This window comes from Paraburkholderia largidicola (assembly GCF_013426895.1).
Taxonomy (GTDB): Bacteria; Pseudomonadota; Gammaproteobacteria; order Burkholderiales; family Burkholderiaceae; genus Paraburkholderia; species Paraburkholderia largidicola.
The window spans coordinates 2,991,313-3,017,268 of the sequence record NZ_AP023174.1 but is presented as its reverse complement, the minus strand read 5'-3'; the positions used below and the strand labels follow the sequence as shown (position 1 = coordinate 3,017,268).

General features: G+C 62.7%; 19 protein-coding genes. 8 read left to right on the top strand and 11 right to left on the bottom strand.

The features are described 5' to 3' along the window. Positions 1 to 26: 26 nt before the first annotated feature. On the bottom strand, positions 27 to 1,103 hold the full coding sequence (locus PPGU16_RS13360; protein WP_180720408.1) for an AI-2E family transporter: 1,077 nt from the start codon (positions 1,101 to 1,103) through the stop codon (positions 27 to 29). A 97-nt stretch (positions 1,104 to 1,200) separates the two neighbouring features. Here PPGU16_RS13360 and purM point away from each other — a divergent pair, with 97 nt between their 5' ends. Then, positions 1,201 to 2,268, top strand: coding sequence for a phosphoribosylformylglycinamidine cyclo-ligase (gene purM, locus PPGU16_RS13355; RefSeq protein WP_180720407.1), 1,068 nt, complete (start codon positions 1,201 to 1,203; stop codon positions 2,266 to 2,268). A gap of 541 nt (positions 2,269 to 2,809) precedes the next feature. On the opposite strand, the gene PPGU16_RS13350 is transcribed toward purM, so the two are convergent. The 3 genes from PPGU16_RS13350 to mutL all read right to left on the bottom strand — a co-directional run bounded on the left by PPGU16_RS13350 (position 2,810) and on the right by mutL (position 7,546). After that, positions 2,810 to 4,081, bottom strand: coding sequence for an IS256 family transposase (locus PPGU16_RS13350; protein WP_418016271.1), 1,272 nt, complete (start codon positions 4,079 to 4,081; stop codon positions 2,810 to 2,812). Between the two features lie 362 nt (positions 4,082 to 4,443). After that, a complete protein-coding gene (gene miaA / locus PPGU16_RS13345; RefSeq protein WP_180720406.1) occupies positions 4,444 to 5,394 on the bottom strand; it encodes a tRNA (adenosine(37)-N6)-dimethylallyltransferase MiaA in 951 nt (316 codons plus the stop codon). A 58-nt stretch (positions 5,395 to 5,452) separates the two neighbouring features. Continuing rightward, positions 5,453 to 7,546, bottom strand: a complete 2,094-nt coding sequence (mutL, locus tag PPGU16_RS13340; protein ID WP_180720405.1) for a DNA mismatch repair endonuclease MutL — start codon at positions 7,544 to 7,546, stop codon at positions 5,453 to 5,455. A 218-nt stretch (positions 7,547 to 7,764) separates the two neighbouring features. Here mutL and PPGU16_RS13335 point away from each other — a divergent pair, with 218 nt between their 5' ends. Further along, positions 7,765 to 8,439, top strand: a complete 675-nt coding sequence (locus PPGU16_RS13335) for a DedA family protein (RefSeq protein WP_180720404.1) — start codon at positions 7,765 to 7,767, stop codon at positions 8,437 to 8,439. A gap of 61 nt (positions 8,440 to 8,500) precedes the next feature. Here the strand turns inward: PPGU16_RS13335 and PPGU16_RS13330 are convergent, their stop codons facing one another. The 4 genes from PPGU16_RS13330 to PPGU16_RS13315 form a co-directional block, all read right to left on the bottom strand. After that, positions 8,501 to 9,313 (bottom strand): mechanosensitive ion channel family protein, encoded by an 813-nt coding sequence (locus tag PPGU16_RS13330; RefSeq protein WP_180720403.1) that lies wholly within the window; start codon positions 9,311 to 9,313, stop codon positions 8,501 to 8,503. A 271-nt stretch (positions 9,314 to 9,584) separates the two neighbouring features. Further along, a complete protein-coding gene (locus tag PPGU16_RS13325; RefSeq protein WP_180720402.1) occupies positions 9,585 to 9,938 on the bottom strand; it encodes a hypothetical protein in 354 nt (117 codons plus the stop codon). Positions 9,939 to 10,226: 288 nt separating this feature from the next. Then, positions 10,227 to 11,720: an MFS transporter gene (locus PPGU16_RS13320; protein WP_180720401.1), complete on the bottom strand. Its 1,494-nt coding sequence runs from the start codon at positions 11,718 to 11,720 to the stop codon at positions 10,227 to 10,229. A gap of 155 nt (positions 11,721 to 11,875) precedes the next feature. Continuing rightward, positions 11,876 to 12,940, bottom strand: a complete 1,065-nt coding sequence (locus tag PPGU16_RS13315; protein WP_180720400.1) for a GlxA family transcriptional regulator — start codon at positions 12,938 to 12,940, stop codon at positions 11,876 to 11,878. A gap of 188 nt (positions 12,941 to 13,128) precedes the next feature. Between PPGU16_RS13315 and galU the strand changes: the two genes are divergently transcribed. Continuing rightward, positions 13,129 to 14,061 (top strand): UTP--glucose-1-phosphate uridylyltransferase GalU, encoded by a 933-nt coding sequence (gene galU, locus PPGU16_RS13310; RefSeq protein ID WP_180720399.1) that lies wholly within the window; start codon positions 13,129 to 13,131, stop codon positions 14,059 to 14,061. Between the two features lie 79 nt (positions 14,062 to 14,140). On the opposite strand, the gene PPGU16_RS13305 is transcribed toward galU, so the two are convergent. The 3 genes from PPGU16_RS13305 to PPGU16_RS13295 all read right to left on the bottom strand — a co-directional run bounded on the left by PPGU16_RS13305 (position 14,141) and on the right by PPGU16_RS13295 (position 17,265). Continuing rightward, on the bottom strand, positions 14,141 to 14,614 hold the full coding sequence (locus PPGU16_RS13305) for a GDP-mannose mannosyl hydrolase (protein WP_180720398.1): 474 nt from the start codon (positions 14,612 to 14,614) through the stop codon (positions 14,141 to 14,143). Between the two features lie 119 nt (positions 14,615 to 14,733). Beyond that, a complete protein-coding gene (locus tag PPGU16_RS13300) occupies positions 14,734 to 14,874 on the bottom strand; it encodes a hypothetical protein (protein ID WP_180720397.1) in 141 nt (46 codons plus the stop codon). 207 nt (positions 14,875 to 15,081) lie between these two features. Continuing rightward, the gene (locus tag PPGU16_RS13295) at positions 15,082 to 17,265 is read right to left on the bottom strand and encodes a glycoside hydrolase family protein (protein WP_180720396.1); all 2,184 of its coding nucleotides are present in this window, start codon (positions 17,263 to 17,265) and stop codon (positions 15,082 to 15,084) included. 967 nt (positions 17,266 to 18,232) lie between these two features. On the opposite strand from PPGU16_RS13295, the gene PPGU16_RS13290 reads away from it, so the two are divergent. The 5 genes from PPGU16_RS13290 (at position 18,233) to PPGU16_RS13270 (ending at position 25,897) form a co-directional block, all read left to right on the top strand. Next, positions 18,233 to 19,234, top strand: a complete 1,002-nt coding sequence (locus PPGU16_RS13290) for a GlxA family transcriptional regulator (protein ID WP_036002896.1) — start codon at positions 18,233 to 18,235, stop codon at positions 19,232 to 19,234. A gap of 75 nt (positions 19,235 to 19,309) precedes the next feature. Further along, positions 19,310 to 20,932, top strand: a complete 1,623-nt coding sequence (locus PPGU16_RS13285; protein ID WP_180720395.1) for a mannose-1-phosphate guanylyltransferase/mannose-6-phosphate isomerase — start codon at positions 19,310 to 19,312, stop codon at positions 20,930 to 20,932. Between the two features lie 81 nt (positions 20,933 to 21,013). Beyond that, entirely contained in the window at positions 21,014 to 22,399 is a 1,386-nt protein-coding gene (locus PPGU16_RS13280; RefSeq protein ID WP_180720394.1) for an undecaprenyl-phosphate glucose phosphotransferase, read from the top strand. Positions 22,400 to 22,454: 55 nt separating this feature from the next. Next, the gene (locus tag PPGU16_RS13275) at positions 22,455 to 23,591 is read left to right on the top strand and encodes a polysaccharide biosynthesis/export family protein (protein ID WP_180720393.1); all 1,137 of its coding nucleotides are present in this window, start codon (positions 22,455 to 22,457) and stop codon (positions 23,589 to 23,591) included. Between the two features lie 80 nt (positions 23,592 to 23,671). After that, positions 23,672 to 25,897: a polysaccharide biosynthesis tyrosine autokinase gene (locus PPGU16_RS13270; protein ID WP_180720392.1), complete on the top strand. Its 2,226-nt coding sequence runs from the start codon at positions 23,672 to 23,674 to the stop codon at positions 25,895 to 25,897. The last annotated feature ends 59 nt before the right edge of the window (positions 25,898 to 25,956 follow it).

Below are 25,956 nucleotides of genomic sequence, written 5' to 3'. Positions count from 1 at the left end.
TGACCGATATGCGAACCGATAAGCGATCAGTTCTTGTAAAGCGAACTGGACAGATAGCTCTGCCGCAACTCGCGGAATGCGACAGACAGTATCGCGCTGACGGGCAGCGCGAGCAGCACGCCGAAAAAGCCGAACAACTGGCCGAACGCGAGCAGCGCGAAGATCACCGCGAGCGGATGCAGGCCGATCCGTTCGCCGACCAGCCGCGGCGTCAGGAAGAAACTTTCGAGTATCTGTCCGATGCCGTAGATCACCGCGACGGCGCCGAACCCGTACCAGTCGCCGAATTGCAGCAGCGCGGCGAGCAGCGCGAGCGCGAGGCCCGTCGCAAAGCCGATATACGGAATGAAGACGGCGAGCCCCGTGAAGATGCCAACGGGCAGCGCGATCTCGAACCCGGCGATATACAGCGCGGCCGCATAGAACACGGCGAGCACGCCCATCACGAGCAGCTGGCCGCGCAGGTATTGCGACAGCATGTGATCCATGTCGCGCGCGAGATGAATCGTCTTCGCGAAAAAGCGGCGCGGGATGAAGCCGCGCAGGCGCGCGAGCATCGCATTCCAGTCGTACAGCAGATAGAACAGCACGAGCGGCACCATTACGACGTTGCCGACCACCGTGATCATCACGTTGGAACTGGTGCGGATCGAGGTCCACGCGTACAGCACGACCGTCTGCGCGCTGCCTTCGAGCTGGCCCATCACCACGTCGCGAATGCTCGCGAAATCGAGCGGATCGATGATGCCCAGCAACGCCAGCTTGGGCTGCAGCCAGCCATGCAGATGCGAGAAGAACGAGGGCACCTGCTGCTTGAGTTGCGGCACTTCCTTCTGGATGACGCCCAGCACGAGCAGCCCCAGCAGCGTGACGATCAAGGCGAAGAACAGGATCATCAGCATTGCGGCGATGCCGCGCGGGACGCGCCGACGGGTCATCCACGCGACGCCCGGCTGCAAGATGTAGGCGAGGATCGCACCGAGCAGGAAGGGCGTGAGCACGGGGCTCAACAGCCAGAGCAGGATGCCGACGGCAAGCGCAATGGCAAGCCAGATAAAGGCGCGGCGCTGATACGGCGTGAGGATCGGACTGTTTTGCTGCAAAGCGGGTTTCCCAGGTGTCGTGTCGGCGTCTCAAATTCCAGCCGTGCGGCCGGCATCGGGTAAAATCGCATTTTACCGACCTTCGAGCTCTCCCCCCATGAATCAACCGAAATCCGCCCCGAATTCCCCTGATTCGGCCCAAGGTTTGTCGTATCGCGACGCGGGCGTGGACATCGACGCGGGCGACGCCCTGGTCGACGCGATCAAGCCCTTTGCCAAAAAGACGCTGCGCGACGGCGTGCTGGGCGGCATCGGTGGGTTCGGCGCGCTGTTCGAGGTGCCGAAGAAGTACAAGGAGCCGGTGCTCGTGTCGGGTACGGACGGCGTCGGCACGAAGCTGAAGCTGGCGTTCCAGCTGAACAAGCATGACACAGTCGGCCAGGATCTCGTCGCGATGAGCGTGAACGACATTCTGGTGCAGGGTGCCGAGCCGCTGTTTTTCCTCGACTACTTCGCGTGCGGCAAGCTGGACGTCGGCACGGCCGCGACGGTCGTGAAGGGCATTGCGCAGGGCTGCGAGCTGGCTGGTTGCGCGCTGATCGGCGGCGAAACGGCTGAAATGCCGGGCATGTATCCGGATGGCGAGTACGACCTGGCGGGTTTTGCCGTCGGCGCGGTCGAAAAGAGCAAGATCATCGACGGCAGCAAGATCGTCCCGGGCGATGTGGTGCTGGGTCTGGCGTCGAGCGGGATCCATTCGAATGGTTTTTCGCTGGTGCGTAAGGTGATCGAGCGTGCTCAGCCGGACTTGAATGCCGATTTCGATGGTCGTTCGCTTGCGGATGCGCTGATGGCGCCGACGCATATTTATGTGAAGCCTTTGCTGGCGCTGATGCAGCAGCTCGAAGTGAAGGGCATGGCGCATATCACGGGCGGCGGTCTCGTTGAGAATATTCCGCGCGTGCTGCGGGAAGGCCTGACAGCCGAGCTGGATCACCGCGCGTGGCCGCTGCCGCCGCTGTTTGCATGGCTGCAGAAGCATGGCGGCGTGGCTGATGCGGAGATGCATCGGGTGTTCAATTGCGGAATCGGGATGGCGGTGATTGTGTCTGCCGCTGACGCGGATAAGGCGATTGGGCTGTTGTCTGCCGCTGGCGAGCAGGTGTGGAAGATCGGTGCCGTGCGTGAGAGCGCAGAAGGTGAGGCGCAGACTGTGGTGGTTTGATTTGCCTTTCAGGCAGAGTTTGCGAAGCCGTCCGGCGGGAGTTGGGCGGCTTTTTTGTTTTTTGCTTTTTCGTTTTTTTGTACTTTCTGGTTTGGGGCTTTCGCTGGCATCCGCGTGATGTTGTTGGTTCGCAAGCGTTGCCCCTGTGCGGGGCGGCACCTACTTTTCTTTGCCGCCGCAAAGAAAAGTAGGCAAAAGAAAGCGGCTCACACCGCCAGCCCGTGTTCTTATCCATGGGCCCCCAACGTTCCCGTGCTTCACTCGGCAGTGCTCCGGCTGGTGCTCGTTGCCAACGCTTCGAATCGATGCCTCACCCTCTTCAAACGCCCGCACACGGACCGGCGGCAGCGAATGATTTGTGCCGCCCAGGTGGCAAACTGTGTGTAGGTTGTAGTGCCCAAAATGTCAGCGTTCTTACCAGAGACACCGACCTTGCTTTTCAGTGCGGAGTGAAGCGTGTATGGCGCAAAAGCCTACACACAGTTTGCCACCTGGGCGGAGCCTGTCCGCATTTTTGTGGGCGAGGCGGTTAAAGGAATCGTTAGCCGCGCGCCTGCGTGAATCGATCGCCAAACAGAATAGCAAACTGGTTCATGGCTGACTTCCAGTCGAAGGCTGAGCGCACGTTTTTGGCCAGGACGTTGCGCAATGCCAGCCAGAGTAGCTTGATGGCAGCATCGTCATTGGGGAAGTGACCGCGGGTCTTGATGATCTTGCGTAACTGCATGTTCAGACTCTCAATGGCGTTCGTGGTGTACACGACCCGTCGGATCTCGGGTGGAAACACGAAGAACGGCGTGACGTGCTCCCATGCGCGCTGCCAGGACTGCACGATGCTCGGGTATTTCGCGCCCCATGGCCCATCAGCGAAGGCTTGCAGAGCCTGCTTCGCGGCCTCTTCGCTGGCCGCTGCGTAGATCGGACGCAGCGCCTGGGCGACGGCCTTGCGGTCCTTCCAGCCCGCGTATTCCAGGCTGTTGCGGATCAGATGCACGATGCAGGTTTGCACCGCCGTCTTCGGATAAGCCGCGCCGATCGCGTCGGTCAGCCCCTTCAGGCCGTCAACGACCGCAATCAGGATGTCCTGGCAGCCGCGGGTCTTGAGTTCGTTGAACACCTTGAGCCAGAACTTCGCGCCCTCGGTCTGCTCGATCCACAGGCCCAGCACATCGCGCTGGCCGTCCGCCTGAATGCCCAGAGCCAGATACACCGCCTTGTTGCTGACCACACCGTCATCGCGGATCTTGACCCGCAACGCGTCGAAGAAGACCACCGGGTACATCGTCTCGAGCGGACGGTTCTGCCAGGCCAGCGTTTCGGCCATCACCTCGTCGGTGACCGAACTGATGAAATCGGGCGACACCTCGGTGCCGTAGCTCTCGGCCAGAAAGGCCTGGATCTCACGCACGCTCATGCCACGCGCGTACATCGCGATGATGCGCTCGTCAAAGCCGGTGAAGCGGCGTTCGTGTTTGGGGATCAGGATCGGCTCGAAGCTGCCGTCGCGGTCGCGCGGCAACTCGACCCGGACGACGCCACGATCGGTGATGACCGTCTTGCGGCTGGCGCCGTTGCGCTCGTTGGCCTGGCCAGCGGGTTTGGATTCGCCCGGCGGATACCCCAGATGCAGATTCATCTCCGCACCCATCGCGCGTTCGATAATCGCCTTGTTAAACGCCAGCATCAGATCCTGCACCTCGCCTGGCGTCATCGGCCCTTTGACCAGTTCGTCCAGCAGTGCCTTGGGCAGTTCAGGCAGCGGCCCTCGGGCCGCTGCCTGAGACGCCACCGTGCGTTTCTTCTTCATTGGCATATCCATGACTTTTACCTCTCATGATATGCCTCGCCCACAAAATGACGGATAGGCCCCCTGGGCGGCCGTGGACTATCTGGCGCGGCGTGCTGCGACGCGGGCACGTGAAGCGGGTGAGGCGTAGGGAGAGAACGTTGGCAACGAGCGTGGACAGGTGCGTTGACGCGTGAAGTGTAAGAACCTGTGGGGGCCCTCAGGCAAATACAAGAACTGGCGGTGTGAGCCGCTTTCTTTTGCCTACTTTTCTTTGCGGCGGCAAAGAAAAAGTAGGTGCCGCCCCGCACAGGGGCAACGCTCGCAAACCAGAGGCACAACGCGGATGCCAGCGAAAAAACACCCAACGCGTCGCAGAACAAAAAACCTCAACCAACAACACGTTCAATAGCCTGCAAGGCAAGCGCAGTAGCCTCCGCCCCACAACAATCAACCACAACCCGCCCAGGCATAGCTCGCAGCCACGTAAGCTGCCTCTTACACAACTGCCGCGTCGCAAAGACGCCCTTATCCCGCATGGTGTCGTAATCGGTCTCGCCGTCGAGATACTCCCAGGCCTGCCGATACCCCACACACCGCATCGAAGGCAACCCGGGATGCAAATCCCCACGCGCGCGCAACCGCCTCACCTCGTCAATAAACCCAGCCGCAAGCATCGCATCAAACCGCGCCGCAATGCGCGCATGCAGCACACTACGATCAGACGGCTCCAACGCAATCGGAACGAATCGATAAAGCCGCGCTGCATCGTCATCGCGCGTGGGCGCGGCGAGCAACGCCGACATCGGTTGCCCCGTCAGCATGAACACTTCAAGCGCCCGCTGGATACGCTGCGAATCGTTCGGAGCAAGTCGCGCCGCCGTGACTGCATCGACAGCCGCGAGGCGCGCGTGCAGTGCAGGCCAGCCCTCGCGCGCAGCGTCGGCATCGAGCGTCGCGCGCACGTCGGGATCGGCGGCGGGAAGATCGTTCAGCCCTTGCGTCAACGCCTTGTAGTACAGCATCGTGCCGCCAACCAGCAACGGCACGTTGCCGCGCGCCACGATCTCGCCGACCAGGCGCAGCGCGTCGGCGCGGAAATCGGCGGCAGAGTAGGCATCGACAGGATCGACGATGTCGATCAGATGGTGAGGCGCGACGGCGCGTTCTTCCGCCGACGGCTTCGCCGTGCCGATATCCATCTCGCGATACACCAGCGCCGAATCGACGCTGACGATCTCGACAGGCGCGCGCGCAGCGAACGCCAGCGCGGCCGCCGTCTTGCCGGAAGCCGTCGGGCCGAGCAGGCAGGCGATCGGTTGAGGTGCGTGCTGCGTCATGAGAGGCGTGATGACATACGGGATGACAGGCGTAAGCGGCAGTGCAAAACGAACCCGCTCACTGTCCGCGCATGAACAGCCGATCAAGATCGGCTAGCGTCAACTGATACCACGTCGGCCGCCCGTGATTGCACTGGTCCGCGCGCTCCGTCGCTTCCATCTGGCGCAGTAGCGCATTCATTTCGTCGAGCGTGAGGCGCCGGTTAGCGCGCACCGCGTGATGGCAGGCCAGTGTGCCGAGCAGTTCGTGCTGACGCTCGGTCAACACGCGCGAGCCGCCGTACGCGTGCAGATCGGACAGCACCGCGCGCGCCAGCGCCTGCAAATCGGCATCCTTCAGCAGCGCCGGGACGGCGCGAATCGCAATACTCGTCGGCGACAGCACGGCCAGATCGAAGCCGAGCGCATCGAGCGTCTCGCGTTCCTCTTCGACGACACCGATCTCGACACCATCAGCCGGCATCGACACGGGGATCAACAGCGGCTGCACGGCAATCGCTCGATCCACGAGTGCGTTCTTGAACTGCTCATACAGGATGCGCTCATGCGCCGCGTGCATATCGACGATCACGAGTCCGCGCGCGTTCTGGGCGAGCACGTAGATGCCGTGGATCTGACCGAGCGCGAATCCGAGCGGCTGCTCGTCATGCGCATCGAAGCTCTGCGGCGCGATGGGCGGCTTTGGCGCAAAACCCGCGAACGGGGATGGCGCGCCGACGCCATCAGCCGTGTCCGGCGCGTCGCGCAGTTCAAACGTAGTCGTGCCTTGCTGTGTGCCCGCGCCCGTGTCCTTGCGTCCGAACAGCGCGTCGTAGAGCGCGAGCGGCTGCGCGACGGGCAGCGTGCCCTGCGTCATGCGCGCCTGGCGCAGCCACGTGTTGCCCGGTTGCGAGCTGCCGCCATCGCTGACCCGGAAGCCGCCGCCAAGCGGCGTCGAGCCGAATGAACCGGGGGTGGTGGGCGTCGCGGGCGTTGCCGGCGTCGGAAACGGCATCGGCATCGGCTCGATGCGCGCGGCGTGTCCGCCCGACGTCGTTTCCGGCGATGCACCCGCATGTCGCGCCAGCGAGCGCTGCACGGCATGGAACACGAACTGGTGAATCGAGCGCGAATCGCGAAAGCGCACTTCGATCTTCGACGGATGCACGTTCACGTCGACGGCCTCGGGCGGCAGATCGAGGAACAGCACATACGACGGATAACGGTCGCCGTGCAGCACATCTTCGTACGCGGCGCGCACGGCGTGCGTGAGCAGCTTGTCGCGCACGAAGCGGCCGTTGACGAAGAAATACTGCTGATCGGCGCGGCCGCGGCTTGCGGTCGGCAGACCGGCGCAACCGTAGACGGCCAGCGGTCCCGCCGATTCGTCGAGCGGCAGATGCGCGGTCGCGAACGTCTCGCCGAGAATCTTCGCGACGCGAGTCGCGGGATCGCTGGCGTTCCAGTGCTCGACGGCGCGGCCGTTATGCAGCACCGAAATCGCAACATCGGGCCGCGCGAGCGCCGCGCGCCGGATCATCTCCAGGCAATGGCCGAGTTCGGTCTGCTCGCTCTTGAGAAATTTACGGCGCGCCGGCGTGTTGAAGTACAGCTCGCGCACTTCGATCGTCGTGCCGCGCGTGCCCGCTGCGGGCGACAGCGCGCCTGTCTGCGCGTCGATGCGCGTCGCGTGCGAATCGTTCTCAGTGCGGCTCGTGATGTGCATGTCCGACACCGACGCAATCGACGCCAGTGCCTCACCTCGGAACCCGAGTGTCGCCACGGCTTCGAGCTCGGCGAGCGAGCGGATTTTGCTGGTCGCGTGACGCATCAGCGCGAGCGCGAGCTCGCCTTCGGGAATGCCGCAGCCGTCGTCGGTGATCGAGATGCGTTTGACGCCGCCTTCGTCGAGCAGGATGCGCAGCGTTTTCGCGCCCGCGTCGAGCGCGTTCTCGAGCAATTCCTTCACCACTGACGCCGGCCGCTCGACCACTTCGCCTGCGGCGATCTGGCTGATCAGCTGGTCGGGCAGTGGCTGGATTGCACGCAGCGGACGCGGCGTGAGGTCGCGTTCGGCTGCGTTCTCGTCGCGGTCGGACATGGAATTCGGCGCGGCAGGTGCGCCGGCGGGCGCGTTGGCACGCGTTTCGGAAGATTCGGGGATCGCGGACATGGCGAAATTATAGCGATTCGTCGCAGATCGTCTGAACGTGCACAAAGCAGGCGACATTTTTTAAGGTCGTCATGGCACTTTCGGTATCATTGCGCGGTCAATTTCGTGCCTCGGGACGCTTCGTCACTGCCGTGACCTGCGTGAGGCGCGCCAAACCGCCAGACAAGACGGGCCGCCGTCCCCGTCATGCCAGCCATCTGCTTTTAAAAGGACGACCTTTGGACACGCTGCTGCAATTCTTCAATCTTGTCCTGCACATCGACAAGTTTCTGGGAGTCTTCATTCATCAGTACGGCGCGTGGGTCTACGCGGTGCTGTTCCTCATCGTGTTCTGCGAGACAGGCCTCGTCGTGCTGCCGTTTCTGCCGGGCGACTCGCTGCTGTTCATCGGCGGCGCGTTCTGCGCGACGGGCGAGATGAATATCGAGTTGCTGATCGTGCTGCTGCTGGTGGCGGCCGTGCTCGGCAACACGGTGAACTACATGATCGGCCGGGCAATCGGGCCGAAGGTGTTCGACTCGCACATACCCGTGCTCGAACGCTTCCTCGATCGCGAAGCGCTGCGCAAGACGCACAACTTCTACGAGCGCCACGGCGGCAAGACGATCGTGCTCGCCCGTTTCATTCCCGTCGTGCGGACCTTTGCGCCGTTCGTCGCAGGCGCGTCGCAGATGAGCGTCAAGCGGTTCCAGTTCTTCAACGTCGCGGGCGCGCTGTTCTGGGTGCTGCTTCTGACGCTGCTCGGTTTCTTCTTCGGCAATATTCCGTTCATCCGCCAGTATCTGAATGTGATCGCGCTGGTCGGTATCGGTGCCGCTGTCGTGCCCGTCGCGCTCGGCGCGCTATGGAAGATCATGCGCAGCAAGCGTCAGCCGTCACGCTCGGCCGACTAAGCGGCCAGCAGGCATCGCGCGCGGTGCCTGCTGCGCAGAGGATGCAATCGCAGCAGAAACGCTACGGCGCCACGCGCCGCACGACAGGCGTTTCCGGCGTCGGGTAGCCCGCTTCGCGGAACGTTTCGATGATCGCGCGATTCGTGTCGAAATACACCTGCCAGTAGTTGTCGTTGTGCGTGTAAGGCCGCACGCACAGCAGCGGACCTTCCGGCGTGAACGACAGCACCTCGATATCGGGCGGCGGGCTTTCCGACACATTCGGAATCTTCGTGACGGCGGCCCGCAAGCGGTTCGCCGCATCGATGGGATCGACGCCGTTCGCGACCTTCGCCGTCAGTTCGACCCGCCGTACCGGCTGCGCGCTGAAATTGGAAATGATGCCCGCGAAGATCGTGTTATTGCCGACGATGGTCAGCACGTTGTCAGGCGTAACGATCGTCGTGCCGAACAGGCCGAGTTCCTGAACCGTCCCCGTCACGCCGCCCGCCGTCACGAAATCGCCGACCTTGAATGGTCGCAGCACCTGCATGAAGATGCCCGCCGCGAAATGCGCGAGCAGACCGCCCCACGCGGTGCCGATCGCCAGACCGAGGCCCGCGAGCAGCGCGGCGAACGACGTGGTCTGCACGCCGAATACCTGCAAAATCGCGAGGATCAGGATCAGGTTCAGCAGCGCGCCGAGGATCGAGCCGAGGTAGTGCGCGAGCGTCGGGTCGACCTTGCTGTTGCGCGCGAGCACCTTGCGCAACAGGCCGATGACGAGTCCGATCACCCATCGCCCGACGATCCACAGAACGATCGCACCGAGTACCTTGGTCCCGAAGTCGATGCCCCGGGTCATCAGAAAGACGCGTACGGCTTCGATATCCACGATTCCCTCGCTTGAGTCGGTTCGTATGACTGACTACGTGCATGCGACGGCGCAGTGGACGCGAGGCGGACCAGCAGAGCGGACGCCGCGTCCATCGCTTGTGCTACACGACTTGTTATTCGTACGGCGAACGGCTTGAGCGGGCAGGTTGCCCGATATGCGAGAAACGGCGGCGCTGTTGCCGCCGCTTGCAATCATCGACTGTTATAGGCGATGGCGCGGCCGTCAGCAAGACATATTCCAGGCGGAAAACGGTCCACGCCGATCGCGGTCAATGGGCGGAAGGCGACGTGCGGATGACGGTGCGCCCGCCGGCGCGCCCGGCTGCCTTGCGGCTGCGCATACGCGACAGGCCGATGGCGATGCCGCATGCCGCGACATACGCGGCAAGGCGCGGAACGAATGCTTGCGCCGTGCTGAACTTGCCATAGCGCGCCTGCGAATCGGCGAACACCAGAAAGGTCAGCGCCCCGTCGAACAGCAGCGCGATCGCGACGAGCACCACGAACACCCGATAGCCGTTCGCCTTCGCGTCTGGCCTCATCCAGTTGATCACGCAACAGGCCGTCAGCAGCATGGCGAGGATGATCAGGTTCGAAATCAGATCGAGCAGGAAATTGATCATGACGTTGAGATGAAAACGTTCTTTTACGAATGCCCGCTCGCAGGTGACGTCAATATGCAGGCACCACATGGGCGTAGCGGCGCGATCATTGCACGTCTTTTCATCTCGATAAATGCAAATATCTGGACTCCAGAATAAGGCGTTGGCGACGCACGACACGCGGTGCCATTTCTCAACTGTTTGCGCCGTCGAATGTAAAAAAGGGTCTCCGGTTGCCCGGAGACCCTTGTCGGTATGGCGACGACAGCGAATGTCGCGCTGTTCCGCCTGGTGCAGGAAGCGCGCGGGCTATTGCTGCCTGAGCGACGCGGCCGGCGCGAAGTCTTCCGCGTCCACGTCGTAGCCCGACGGCTCCCAGCGGATCGCGAGCAGCGCAATCAGGCCGCACAGCGGCGCGACGGCGATGATCCAGAACACGCGCGTATGCAGCGCGGCGGCGAGCACGGGGAACAGAAACAGCGAGACGGTCGAGCTTGCGCGCATCAGCGTCTGGTTGAAGCCGACGCCGACGCCGCGCAGCGAAGTCGGATAGCTCAAGGAAGCGAAGGTCATGCTGTGCGAGCCGGGCCCGAAGCCCTGGCCGAACAGGAACAGCGCGAGCATCGCGATCGCGGTGGCGACCTGCGCGCCACCCGCCGGCTTGCCGACGACAGCAAGACCGACCAGCGCGACGAGCTGGCACGCGTAGCCGAGCACCGTCATGTTCCACGCGCCGAACTTCGGCACCGTTCGGACCGCGATGACGCCGCCGACGAACGCAAACGCAAGATTGAGCACGAGCGACGCGAGGATCGTGGTGAGCATCGACTGCGCGAGGAAGCTCGAGATGATCACCGGCAAACCGAACGCGACCGCGTTATACGCAAACGACGACGCGATTGCGATGACCGTCGCGAGCACCGTTCGCTTCAGATACACGCCCTTGAGCAGCGTGCCGTAATTCTTCCACGATGCCGTGCGCACGTGATTCTGCTTCGCGTTGGCGGCGGCATCCGGCGCGACGTCCGCATCGATACCGTACGAGCGCTTGAGAATCTGCGCGGCACCGTTCAGATCGCCCTGATTCGCGGCCCATACAGGCGATTCGCTGATATAGCGGCTGCGGATCAGGATGATGACGATCGCCGGCACGGCGCCAAAGCCGAGAATCAGGCGCCATAGCAGAGGCTGATGAGCCTCCGGCAAGGTCGCATAGAACGCCAGCACGAGCAGATACGACACGCTGATCGCCGCATACCAGACGGGGCACCACATCGCGACGCGCGCGGCCTTGTTGCCCTTGCCTTGCAGCCGCGAGAACTCGGCGAGAAACGCCATCGCGACGGGCAGGTCGATGCCGACGCCGAGACCCATCACGAAGCGCGCGCCGCCGAGCACCCACGCGTTCGGCGCGAACGCGCAGGCGAGCGCGGCGATCACGAAGAAGAACATGTCGGCCATGAACACGCGGTAGCGGCCGATGCGATCGGTCAGAAAGCCGCCGAGAAACGCGCCGACGATCGCGCCGAACGTGATCGCGGAAGCGACGAAACCCGTGCCTGCGGGCGTCAGCGAGAATTCGCGCGCGACGTCCTTGAGGCCGAACGCCAGCGCGCCGAGATCGTAGGCATCGAGAAACACGCCGCCGAGCGCGATCGCGACGACGATGCGCGCGTCGCTGCCAATGGCGGCGCCCTGGTTGACGAGTGCCGAGACGTCGGCGGCGGAACGGATGACAGGCTTGCTGTGCGCGCGGGAAGATGCTTGCGCGACGCCTGTTTCGGGCGCGAGAACAGTGGACATGCGGCGGGAACGCGCAAAACGCGCAAAAGGGCGAATCCTACGGGCGCCTGTCCGCTGCCACCAACGTTATTTTTGTTATTAGCTCATGCCCGCGTCGATGCGAAACGCATCGTCCCAAATACGGGAATGCGGGCCAACAGTCCACGTCGCCGGGATCAGCTCTTCGACATGCTGTGCCGGTGTGCCGCGCGATAGTCGGTCGGGGAAATGGACAGACGCTTACGGAAAATCTTCGCGAGCCCGTCGCCGCTGCGCACGCCGCAGCGCCGTGCAATGCCGTCGATCGACATGTCGGTCTCCGTCAGCAGCAGGCAACTCGCGTCGAGCCGTGCGCGCAGCAGGTATTCCGACGGCGTGAGTCCCACTTGCGCCTTGAAGCGCCGCAGGAAATTGCGCTCGCTCATCTTCGCGACTTCGGCGGCTTCCGCCACCGAAATGTGACGCGTGTAGTTCTCGCGGATCCAGTGCGCGGCCGTCGTGATCTTGCGGGTGATGCCCTTTTTTTCGTCGTCGTCGAGAATCGCATCGAGCCGTCGCGACGTGCCCGATAGCGCGCGCTCCGACACGAGCCGCGCGATCGGCGTGCCGTGATCGCGCTTGATGACGGTGAGCGCCGCCGCGATCGAACGCACGGGCGCGTCGACGTCGATCGAGGCGCCGGGCTCGATCTGCCATTGCGTGTCGCTCGCGAGGGGCGTGGCGGGCTTGCCAGAGTCGTCGGTTGCGCCCGACATGCTGCGCCAGCCGCGCCGCTCGAAGGCGAGATCGGCGGCCGCTAGCACGCCGAGGCCTTCGTCGAGCGCCTTGACCACGCGGATTTTCGGCGCGATGGCGCGCAGGCGCCGGATCAGCCGTTCGTTTGCCTTCGCGCGCGACGCGCCCGGACCGCCGACGATGAACAGCGTATCGAAGCCGTTCAGCAGCGGTCCATTGAGGCTTTCCGTCCACACGCGCAGCGAACAGCTGCTGACGACGCTGCCGCCCATTTCGGACAGCATCACGATCGAATAGGAGGGTTCGATACCCATTCCCTCGGGGCCGGACTGATCGGCCTGTGCTTCGTTGGCGAGCCGGAATGCGTCAGCGAGCAGACACACGTCGCTCAGCGGAAACCGTTCAAAAACGAGAATGCCGATACGTTTGACCATGTGCCCGACATTGACGACTGCGCTCGACGAGGTTGAATCCAGCCACCGACTCACCGCGTGCTCATATCGCATCGTCTGTCTCCAGTGCCGAGGACGGCGAAAGAATAAAGGTCTGCGTGCCTTGGGTCCATCATAGGCCCATGTTTTCAGGCGCTGTCGGTTTGAGTCGGAAAATACCGAGAAGTTGGCAGATCGGCTCGATATTCGCGGAATACGCTGGCGTATCGATGCTTATCAAACCACTCAAAAGAGGCGCGAGCATGCTCAGCATACGCAAGGCGGTGTTCCCGGTGGCCGGTCTCGGCACCCGATTCCTTCCCGCGACGAAGGCGAGCCCGAAAGAAATGCTGCCGGTCGTGGACAAGCCGCTGATCCAGTACGCAGTCGAGGAGGCAATCGCGGCGGGCATCACGGAGATGATCTTCGTCACGGGGCGCAGCAAGCGCGCGATCGAAGACCATTTCGACAAATCCTACGAGGTCGAGTGCGAGCTCCTCGCGCGCGGCAAGCTCGCGCTGCTGGAACTGGTGCAGAACATCAAGCCGAGCCATGTCGAATGCTGCTATGTGCGCCAGTCGGAGCCGCTCGGGCTCGGACATGCGGTGCTGTGCGCGGAAAAGCTGGTCGGCGACGAACCGTTCGCCGTGATCCTCGCCGACGATTTGCTCGATGGCGAGCCGCCCGTTCTGTCGCAGATGGTGAGCCTGTTCAATCATTATCATTGCTCGATTGTCGGTGTCGAGGAGATCGGCAAGCAGGAATCGCGCTCGTATGGCGTGATCGACGGCAAGCGGTGGGACGATCGGCTCTTCAAGATGTCCGGGATCGTCGAAAAGCCCGCGCCTGAAGATGCGCCGTCGAATCTCGGCGTCGTGGGCCGCTACGTGCTGATGCCCGCGATCTTCGATCATCTGCGCCGTCAACAACCCGGTGCGGGTGGCGAAATCCAGTTGACCGACGCGATCCAGTCGCTGCTCGGCTCGGAGCAGGCGCTCGCGTACCAGTACAACGGCAAGCGCTTCGACTGCGGCAGCAAGCTCGGCTATCTGAAGGCGACGGTCGAGTTCGCGTTGCGCCATCCCGAAGTGAAAGATGCATTCGATGCCTATTTGCGCGGCCGCATGCAGGGCGAACCTGGGCCGAACGGCGAGGGCGCGCAGGACGAACTGGCGGAACTGTTGAGCCGGGTCTGATTCCGGCGGATGGGAGATGGCGCGGCGGTGTGATCCGCCGCGCCGTTTTTTTGCCCGACGACGAACCTCGCCTGTGGACTCAGCGGAAATACGCCTTGGTGTTTTCGTGCACGTCGTCGCGCGCGAGGAGCGCCTCGGGGGGGAGCCAGATGTAGCGGCTGTGCTGGTCGAAGCGCCCGACGGACGCCGTGTTCTCGAGCGTCAGGAAATACGCGATGACGACGTAGTGCGTCGTGATCTTGTCCGCGCCGGCGAAGTTGTCTTTATAAAGGTGTTCGAACAGACCGCCGAAACGCGCGGCCGAGCGCTCCATGCCCGAGATACCGAGTTCCGCATCGACGATGCGCGTGAATGCCGCGTCGAGCCTTTCGTTCTTGCAGATGCGTCCGCCCGGCACGAACCAGGTGCCGAGCGCCGGCCGGTTTCGCCGATGCCCGACGAGCACTCGCCCCGAGTAGTCGGACACGATCAGGTCGATCGACACGAGCGGTGTCATTTTGACGACCTGAAGAAAATCGCCTGCTTCGAGATAATCGGCACACGTGGCGGCCATGTCTCTCTCTCGTCATGTGGTCTTGTTTAATGGATGCAGCCAAACGGCGTACAGCACAACGCCCGTCACACGCGTCGCACGTGTGACGGGCCGCCGGCGTGCCCGGCCGGCTTGCCTGTCTATTGATCGTGATCGCTGGCGAACAGCCGCGACGCAGTGCCGAACAGAAGAGCGATGGCAACGGCGACGCCCACGCTAAGCAGCAGCCAGGACGCCAGCATTGCAACCACTATCACCATGATCCAGCCCAAACCGGTCATTCCACCGCTCCGTCGTCATGGCCTCGATAGTTTTGCGCTGCGTGACGCTCGTATGACGCGCGGTTTGCAGCATTGCTCAGAGTCTAGACGTAGCAATAAAGCGCGGTTCTGTCGTCTGACGCCTAAATGCCGTCTTGTATGGCCAAAGTGAAAAGCCGCGCGCAGACACGGGCTGCGCGCCGATTGACGCGCTCTTCCACACGGCGGTCACGGCGCGACATAGCCCGCCGGCGTGGTGACGTTGGCCTTCATCACCGCCACATTCGACGACACTACATACACGGGCGTCTCAGTCAGCGTGAGCGACACGTAACCATCCTCGTAGGGCACGCTCGACGGATTGCCCATCATGTCGAACACCGTGACCTTGCCCGCGGTGCCCGGCGCATCCACCTGCAAACGCCAGGCGACGCCCGCTGTCGGGTCGAAGTGAGTCGACTTGTTCCACCTGGCGTTGTCATGTGTCCAGGCGGCCGTGACGACCTTGCCGTTGTTCAGGCGCTGAAACGCGTACGCATAGACGCCCGCAGGCGTGCGCTTCACGGGTCCGAGTGTGGCCGTGCCGTCGATAAGCCGGGTCATCGCGACGATCGCAGACGCGGCGGGCTTCGGGCTGACCGTGCTCGGGCCGAACGCGCCCTTCGGATGATCGAGATCGAAGAACACGCCGTAGCCGGGCGTCGCAGCGGGTGAATCGTTCGAATAGAAGATGTAGGTCATGTCCGCGCCTTCGCCGAGCAGGATCAGATGCGTGCGCGCGACGACGGCGCCTTGCGCGTACAGCACGTCGTTGGGCGGATAGTGCGGGCCGTACTCTTCGCCGACGTCGTAGCTGATGCCCGTCTCGGTCGCGAACAGCTTCGCGCCTGGCCGGTACTGATCCGTCATCACGCGTCGCAAGGCGCGCATCGCGTTTGGCAGCGCGTATTGCGCCTGCTGCGGATTGCTCGCGTTCATCAGACGTTCGGGCGGATGCGACGGGCTGTTGCCGCCCGGATCGTAGTAGCCGTGAATGGCGATCCCGTCCAGATACTTCGGCAGACCGAGCGGCGCGAGACGCTTGAGCCATTCGATATTGCCGACCACCGATCCAAACGTCGGGCCCATCACGACGGCGTTCGGATCGGTTGCATGAATGCCTTCATGCACGGACTTATATAGCTCGACGAAATTTGCATCGGTGTCGCGCCAGGGCAGGCCGCCTGCCAGATCCGGTTCCCACGTCACCTGGTAGTAGTTGCTCGTCTGCGTCGGAAAGACCGTGTTGCGCACGCGGCTCGATTCAGTGCCGACGCGCTGCATGTATTCGCGCAGCGCTGTCGTCGACTTCGGCAGGTAGCTATGCGTCTGCTTGCCCGTGGGACTCGCCCAGCCGGGAAAGCCATCTAGCTGGATCAGCCGCAGCAGGTCGCCTTTGCGGAACCACGGTTCGAGTTGCCGCGTGGCGGGATTGAAGGTGTCCGCGCGATCCGGTTCTTCCTTGTACCAGTTGCGATTGTCGTTGACCCAGGTGAGGCCGAGCCGCGTATAGAGCGGACGATAGCCGTCGCCGTCGCAGCAGCGCTGGCCGGGTCCGACGAACGCGCCGCCCTGGCCACCGAAGCGATGCAGGTCCGCGTGCGCGTAACGCACGGGCGGCACGCTCGCCGATACGTCGGGCAGTACGCCGAAGGTCGTAATGCCCTGAGGGCGCGTGCCGCGCGCCGTCAATTGCCCATGCGCCTTGTCCAATGATGCGGACAGCGCGAAGTAACCCGCCAGCGAGGACTCGCAATTCAACGTTACCTGACGCGCGCCTTGCGCCACGCCATATGTCCCGCTTGCTTGCACGGTGCCCCATGCATCGCGGACCTTCCATGCGAGCTTGTCGTCGCGCGGCGCGCGTGTCGTGATGACAATCTGGAACGAACGGTCGAGCGGAAAGAGGCGTGTGCCGTCGCTGCCTGGCGTGTCCGCGTCGAGGAGATCGCCCTGTGCGTTCGCGGCCGCCACCTCCGACGATTTGTTACAACGGAGTCCTTGCGAATCGTTCGCACGCGGAGGCGCTTTCATCGGCCACTCGCTTTGCTCAGAGGCATCGTCCGTCGATGCAGTGGCGGTTTTGGCGGACGCGGAAGGGCCGGCCGCGTCGGTCGTGCCCGCGATCCAGCACTGCTTGAGTTCGCCAGGCGCGGGGTCGCCGAATATCCCGTTGTCGCATGGCGTGCCGTTCGTCAGCGACTTGACCGTGTTGTGCGTCTCGCTGCCGTAGCGCACGTCGCGCGTGCCGTTGAAGCTGCACGTGCCCCGCTCGTCTGCACAATGGGTCCAGTTAGCAGAATTCTTCGCCTGTTCGTTATCGGCCGATGCACTGTCGCAGGCGCTCGCTATCGCAATGGTTATGGCCAGCATTGTTATTCGCAAGCTGAGCGAAACATTGCGTGCAAAACGCGGCCGCAAACCGGATACGCATCTCTTACCGACCCTGTTATCGCCATCAGTCATTCTTCCCCCAAACGGTATCGATGACCGGTTAAGCGCTTATCGCGCGACCAAGATTACACCGGTGAGTTAGCAGGAATTGGACGTTTCCTAGTGCATGAGCGCAACTTCGCTGGCGGATCGATACGAATGTTGCGTCGTCGCGACGCTTGTTCGTGGCGAGATTCGACTAATGCAGCGAAGTGGCGCTGCATAAGGCCTGCAACGTAGGGAGAGGGTGTTTGCGTGTCCGAATGAACCTGAATGGTTCGCTAAAACGGCAGTTTGACTGCACCTGGTTAGCGCCATTGCGCCTCGCCCTGGGGCCCAATGTTTCGTGTTTGAAACATTAATTGATTTATTTATGGCGCCACTCAAAAAGGAATAGAAGAAATTATTTGAACTGTCATTTCCCTTCTTATAATTCCTAATTCGTGCAGTTGTGCGCGCGAATTTCATCATATCAATAAAGCCGTCATTTCATATTAGCAAACTGGCAATTGGATCGGAAATTGGGATAACCAGGTACGCGTCTGGTAAGTATTGCGTCCCTTAAATGTAAAGCCGAAAAAATTGCTGTTTTATTGGTATGAAGAAAATGTATTTGCAACAATTTGTAAGGCTTTGTGTCAAGCCCGGTGCGGCTTTTGAGGCGTGATTGCGGTTCGTCTTATGAAATGGCGAATTAGCAGTGGAATACGGGCCCGTAATAATCGGTTTATGTGATTGTTAAATGCGGGCTGAAAGCCGGTTATCGTTCACCGGACCGAATACGCCAATACATCGTCAGTTTCAGTCAGTAGCCGCCGGGATTGTTTTTTTAATGCGTATGATGCACTGCACATCGCACGCATTTAACTAGTTCTTTCCACACCGGAATGGTCAAGGGGGAAGAGTCATGGCGTATGCAAGTCTAGAATCTCCGATGGTTGGCTGGGTACGAGCGCCTGAGCGCAGCGCGCACTACGCAGCCGCTACACGCCACATTGCAATTCTGCTTTTCGACGGCTGTTCCCTTCTTGGCGCAGGCATCGTCGCTGAAGTTTTTCACGCTGCTAACGAACTGTCTTCATCCGCCAGTCACAGCTGGACGTATGACGTGAGTTTTCTCTCGGCTGCGGGCGGCAACATCACGTGCTCGTCGTCCATTCGGGTCTGGACGGATGGACTCGATGCGCGTCATTACATGGGCTTCGATGCGCTTTTCGTCGCTGGCGGCAAGGGTGCGCGTGCCGCGGCCCGCGACGAACGGCTCATTGCCTGGCTGCGGCGTGTGCATGCGAACACCAGCACCGTGCGTCCGATCGGCGAAGGACGCTCGCTGCTCGAAGCGGCCTGTATCAACGGTATTCAGCAACGCGACTTCGGCAGCTATAACGTGCGCGAAGAACGCGATGAACGTAACGGTAGCGAAGCGAACGATCGTCTCGAATCGATGAAAAGCGCGTTGATGCTGATCAAGCGCGACCTCGGCATCGATGTCGCGCGCAACGTCGCCGAACGCCTGATGCCCGACGCCGGCGACAGCCTGATGTCGCTGTTGGGCGACAGCACGGGCAAGAGTCCCGCAGACAAGGTGCGCGCCGCGGCGCGCTGGTTACAGGAGAACTGCCAGCGGTCGATCTCGATCGCGGATGCGGCCCAGGTGGCCGCAATGAGCGAACGCAATTTTCTGCGTCGCTTCAAGATGGAAGTGGGCGTCACTCCGTCCGACTACCTGTTGCACGCACGGCTCGCGATTACGTGCAGCCTGTTGACCGATTCCGAACTGCCCGTCGACAAGATTGCGCGGCGCACGGGAATGGGCAACGGCGATCGTCTGGCCAAGATCTTCCGCAAGCGGATGAAAGTCTCGCCGACGGAATACCGGATGAAGACCCGGCGCGAAGCCGGCATCTAGTCCCCGGCCACGATCCGCAGTGTGTTTCAGGTCTCCATGCCAGGCGTTCAGTGGCGGACATTAAGGAGTGCATATATGTTGACGGACCATAACAATCCGACGAATGGGGCGGCGAATGCGGCGGAACCTGCCAGCGCGCTGGCGGCGTGCACGCAGATCGTCCCGGTGATTCTGGCGGGCGGATCGGGCACGCGGCTGTGGCCGATGTCGCGTGAAAACTTTCCGAAGCAGCTGATCGGCGTCGTCGGTTCGGAGTCGCTGTTGCAGGACACCGCGCATCGGATGGAAGGTTTCCCCGCTGGCTGGACCGTGTCGAATTCGCCCATCGTCGTGTGTGGTGAAGAGCATCGCTTCGTGATCGCCGAGCAGCTGACGTGCAATGCCTGCACGCCGCGTCTCGTGGTCGAACCGGCGCGACGCGACACGGCACCCGCGCTCACGCTGGCGGCAGCGCTCGCCTGCGCGAACGGCGACGACGCGATTCTGGTCGTGATGCCGTCCGACCACGCGATTGGCGACGTGCCCGCGCTACAGCGTGCGCTCGAAGTTGCCGCGCGCCATGCGCAGCGCGGCTCGATCGCGACGCTCGGCGTGCCGCCGAACGCGCCGGAAACAGGTTTCGGCTATATCCGCGTCGGCAAGAAGCTCGACGACGATGCGCGCGAGATCGATGGTTTCGTCGAAAAGCCCGCTGCCGAACTCGCGAAGCAATACCTCGCGCAGGGCACGTACTGGTGGAACAGCGGCATCTTCATCGTGCGCGCGAGCGTGTGGCTAGCGGCGCTGCAATCGCTACAACCCGATATGCACGCGGCGTGTCTCGCGTCGTTCGTCCAGGGGCAGACAGACGGCACCACGTTCCGCCCCGCGGCGGACGCATTCACGCGCTCGCCGTCCGATTCGATCGACTACGCGGTGATGGAGCGGCTCAACGCCACGTCCGGCTGGACGCCGACGGGCGTCGTCGTGCCGCTCAACGCGGGCTGGTCCGATCTCGGCTCGTGGGACGCCGTGTGGGCCGCGCAGCCGAAGGACGAAGCGGGCAACGTCGGACGTGGCCGCGTGATGTTCGAAGGCGCGGTGTCAAGCTATGCACATTCGGAGGGACGGCTCGTCGCGTGTGTCGGCACGACGAACGTCGTGGTCGTCGAAACGGCCGACGCCGTGCTCGTCGCCGACCGCTCGCGCGTGCAGGACGTGAAGGGGCTGGTCGCGCGCATCAAGGCGCAGAAAGCCCCTGAGGCCGACGCGCATCGCAAGGTGCGCCGCCCGTGGGGCTTCTACGACTCGATCGATCACGGCGACCGCTTCCAGGTGAAGCGCATCGTCGTGACGCCGGGCGCGAAGCTGTCGCTGCAACTGCATCACCATCGCGCCGAGCACTGGATCGTCGTGCGCGGCACGGCGCTGGTCACGCGCGGCGACGAGCAGTTCCTGCTGACGGAAAACGAATCGACCTACATTCCGCTCGGCGTGCGCCACCGGCTCGAGAACCCGGGCAAGGTGCCGCTTGAAATCATCGAGGTGCAGTCGGGCTCGTATCTCGGCGAAGACGACATCGTGCGCTTCGACGATACGTACGGGCGCTGCGAACAGGCGCATGACCCGAAGCAGTTGCAGGGCGCGGGCCCGCTTCAGGTCCAGAGCCAGAACCAGAGTCAGGGCACGGGGCACGGCCCGACTCACTCCGCGAGTTAGGCGCGCGGCGGCGTGACATGCAACACCCTACGCAACACCCGGAGAGCAGTTAACGAACGACGAATGGCAGGGTGAACGATTATGCGGGACTTACAGGACTTTTTCGCGCGGGTGGCGGACGTGGCGCTGATACTCTTAGGCGCCATCGTCGCATCGCAGATCCGCTTCGACGAATTTTCACAGCGCGGCTTCTACGACGCGTTCGTACTCTTTTCTGCGGCCTTCGCGCTGGCGATGTTCCCGGCGTTCGGCGTCTATGTATCGTGGCGCGGCCGCTCGAAGCTCGCGCTCGCCGGCCAGGTCGCGCTCGCCTGGCTGGTCGTGCAGGGCTGCGCGCTCGCGCTGATGTATTCGCTGCATCGGATCGACATCGTGTCGCGCCTCTGGTTCGCCTACTGGACGGCGATGGCGGGCGGCCTGCTGATCGCATGGCGGCTGATCGCGCATGCCGTGTTGGCCCGCGCCCGGCGCCTCGGCTGGAACCTGCATCAGGTGGCGATCGTCGGCAGCGGCGGCCATTGCGACCAGATTCTGCGCCGCGTCGAATCGCAGCCGGCCACGGGCTTTCGCGCGACGGCGGTACTCAACACGCACCCCGAAGAATCGCCGCTGACCAACCCGCGCGTGACCTGCTTCGATTCGCAGGCGGCGTTCGCCGACTACGTACGCGCCAACGACGTGCATGAACTCTGGCTCGCACTGTCGCTCACCGACGAGCGCACGATCTTTCGTCTCGTCACCGAGTTTCGCAACGATCTCGTGAACATCCGCTTCATGCCGGACGTGCGCAGCCTCGCGCTGTTCGACACCAGTAGCGTGATCGAGCTGCTCGGCGTGCCCGCGATCAACCTCGTGGCCTCGCCGCTGTCGTCGCGCGCGCTGTTCAAGAAGGACCTGTTCGACCGCGTGTTTGCCGCGGCCGCCATCATCGGACTCGCGCCGCTGCTGATCGCGATTGCGATTGCCGTGAAGGTGACGTCGCCCGGTCCCGTGTTTTTCCGGCAGAAGCGCAAGGGCGCCGACGGCCGCGTCTTCAAGATCTACAAGTTCCGCTCGATGCGCGTGCACACCGAGGAAGCCGGCAAGGTCAGCCAGGCCACCAAGGGCGATCCGCGTATCACCAGGGTCGGCGCGTTCCTGCGCCGCACGAGTCTCGACGAGCTGCCGCAGTTCTTCAACGTGCTGCGCGGCGACATGTCCGTGGTCGGGCCTCGCCCGCACGCACTCGAACACGACGATCTGTATCAGAAGGTCGTGGCCGGCTATATCCATCGTTACCGGATCAAGCCGGGTATCACAGGCTGGGCGCAAATCAACGGCTTTCGCGGCGAAACCGATCGCATCGAAAAGATGGAGCGGCGGGTCGCGCATGACCTGTATTACCTGGGGCATTGGACGTTTTGGCTCGATATGCGGATTATCGGCGCCACGATCGTCAAAGGCTTTATTCATACCAACGCGTATTGAGACGGGGAGCAAGCCAATGAACAAGGACCAAGCTCCCGAGTTAGGAGGAACTGCCATGAACCGCATTCGAACAGGCGTGTACGCGCCGTTAGTGCTGTCGATGACGTTGCTGCTTTCCGCCTGCGGTCTCGCACCCGGACAACGGATGATCACGCCTGCCGCGCTGCCGGACACGGGCGGCGAGTACAGCACCGAGGCCGAGCAGCAGATCCAGATCCCCATCACCGACATCAATCTGTCGCTGGTGCGGAAGATGAAGGGCCAGACGACCGATCTGAGCCAGCAAACGGTCGGACTCTTCAGCAACAAGCCGCCCGTCTACAAGATCGGTCCGGGCGACGTATTGCAGATCACCGTCTGGGATCACCCCGAACTGGCCGCCGCGCTTGGACAGCCGCAGGCATCGAGCAGCAAGAACGATCCGGGGCTCGGCTTTCTCGTCGATGCCGACGGCAACGTCCAGTTCCCGTATGCGGGCACGCTGCACGTGGGCGGCAAGGACGCGGCGTCCGTGCAGAAAGAGCTGTATAAAAAGTTGAGCGTGGTGTATTCGAAGCCTGAAGTGACGGTGCGCGTCTCGTCGTTCCGTTCGTCGCAAGTGTATGTGGACGGCGAGGTGCACGCACCGGGGCCGGCACAGGTCAACGACATCCCCATGTCGCTGACGGAAGCGATCAACCGTACGGGCGGCTTCACGCCGAACGCGGACCAGGGTCGTCTCGAACTCGTGCGCAACGGCGTGACCTACGACCTGAACGTGCCCGACCTGATCAAGCGCGGCCGCGCACCGACCTCGATCTACCTGCAACCGGGCGACATGCTGCGCGTGCCGGCACGCGAAGAGAACGGCATCTATCTGATGGGCGAAGTGAACAAGCCCGCGACCATCCTGCCGATGCGCGACGGCAAGCTGTCGCTGTCGGAAGCGCTCTCTCAGGCGGGCAGCTTCAACCCGAATACGGCCGACGCAAAGCAGACCTTCGTCATCCGCAATTCGACGAGCGACAAGCCGGAGATTTATCACCTCGACACGACCTCACCCGTTTCGATGCTGCTCGCGAACCAGTTCGAGCTGCAGCCGAAGGATGTCGTCTATGTCGACAACAACAGCCTCGTGCGTTTCAACCGCGTGTTGACACTGCTCCTGCCGGCAATCAACGCCGGTGTGACGGCTGCGTTGCTCGCGAAGTAAGCAGCAGGTATGCGTTATGCATTAACGGGGTGAAACAACGCAACGCTTTCGACACAGTCGGTCTTTGATGGATCAAGCAAATGGCTATCAACTTTGACAATCGTTATACGGATGTCAGTTCGGACGAGATGCACCTGACGGACTATCTGCAGGCCATCATCGCGAACTGGCGCTCCATTCTGATGATCACGCTGGCCATCACGGCGCTGGGCACCGCGTATGCATTCATCGCGACGCCCGTCTATCGTGCGGACGTGCTGTTCCATGTGGTCGACAAGGCCGAAAACAACAACAAGCAGGACGGCCTGCAACCGCTGACAGGCATGTTCGACACGAAGCCGTCGACGGCAGCCGAGATCGAGTTGATGAAGTCGCGGCTCGTGACCGAAGAGACCGTCAAGTCGCTGCACCTCGACATCGCTGCGCGGCCGCACACATTGCCTTTCGTCGGCGGGCTGCTCGCGCCGCTGATGAACGGCAAGTGGGGCATCAAGCTGCCGCCGGCGCTGCAGTTGCCGAGCTACGCGTGGGGCAACGAGAGCATCAAGGTGTCCCGCTTCGACACGGCGAAGGATATGTACGACAAGGACTTCACGTTGATCGCCGGACAGAATGGCGACTTCGTGCTGAACAATCCCGATGGCGTCGCGATTCTCGAAGGGCGCGTCGGCGAGAACGTCGTGCGTGAAACGCCGGCCGGCCCGATCACGCTGCGTGTCGATGAAATGACGGGTGCGCCGGGCACGCGTTACGACCTGACGCGCGGGTCCACGCTGACCACGGTCGAGCGGCTGCAGAAGGCGATGGATATCGGCGAATCGACGCTGCAGTCGGGCGTGATCCGCGCGAGCCTCGAAGGCCACGATCCGAAGCTCACGGCCGACATCATGAACAGCATGGCGCGCGAGTTCATCCGCCAGGACGTCGAAAGCCGTTCGACGGAAGCCGAGCACATGCTGGCGTTCCTCGACCAGCAGTTGCCGCAGCTGCGCAAGGAACTCGATGCCGCCGAGCAGCGTTACAACACGTTCCGCAATCAGCACGGCACTGTCGATCTGAGCGAAGAAAGCCGGCTGCTGCTGCAGCAGATCGTCGATAACAAGACCAAACTCGTCGACCTGCAAACGCAGCGCGCGGAAATGTCGCAACGCTTTACCGCGAATCACCCGGCCGTCGCCGCACTGGACGCGCAAATCGCCGCGCTGCAAGGCAATCTCGGGAAGATGGGCAAGAGCGTGCAGACGCTGCCCGATACCGAGCAGACGGCCCTGCGCCTGTTGCGCGACGTGCATGTCGATACCGAGCTGTACACGAACCTGCTCAACAGCGCGCAGCAGCTGCGCATTGCGAAGGCGGGCCAGGTGGGCGACGTGCGCATCGTCGACTTCGCCGAATCGGCCGACGACCCCGTGCGTCCGAAGCGCGTGCTCGTGATCCTGATCAGCTTCGGTGCGGGTCTGTTCATCGGCATCGTGTTCGCGTTCGTTCGCAAGACGCTGTATGGCGGCGTCGAACGTCCGGACGAACTCGAAGCCGCGCTGGGCGTGCCCGTGTTTGCCGTGGTGCCGCGCAGCGAGCAGCAACTGCGCCTGCAACAGGACGTGATGATGCGCCGGCGCGGCCTGCACGTGCTCGCCGAGCAGGCGCCGCAGGATATCGCCGTGGAAGGGGTGCGCAACCTGCGCACCTCGCTGCAGCTGTCCGTCGACGACAAGCAGAACAACGTCGTGATGCTGACGGGCTCGCGCCCGGATGCCGGCAAATCGTTCCTGTCGGTGAACCTGTCGGCGCTGGTGGCCTCGACGGCCAAACGCACGCTGGTGATCGACGGCGACATGCGGCGCGGCGACGTGCACTCGCACTTCGGCCTGCAGCATCAGCCGGGTCTTTCGGACGTGCTGCGCGGCGGCGATCTGCAATCGTCGATCCAGCGCGACGTGCTGCCGGGCCTCGACGTGCTCACCAAGGGCTCGTTGCCTTCGCATCCCTCGGAACTGCTGATGAGCAAGCGCTTCGAGACGATGCTCGAGGAACTGAAGAAGCAATACGACTTCATCATCATCGATACGCCGCCTGTGCTCGCCGTCACCGATTCGACCGTGATCGGCAAGCACGTCGGGACGACGTTGCTCGTGATTCGCCATGGTCGTCATCCGGTGGGCGAGCTCGCTGAAACGGCGAAGCGCCTGCGCAATGGCGGCGTGGATTTGCAGGGGGTGTTGTTGACCGACGTGCCGCAGGCGGGCGCTTTCATCGGCTCGGGTTATCGCGGCGGCTATTACGGTTACGAGAGTATCGCAGGCTAAACGCATGGGTCCGGAGTGAGGCGTCAAAGCGCCCGCTCAGTTCCACCAAGGAGAATACG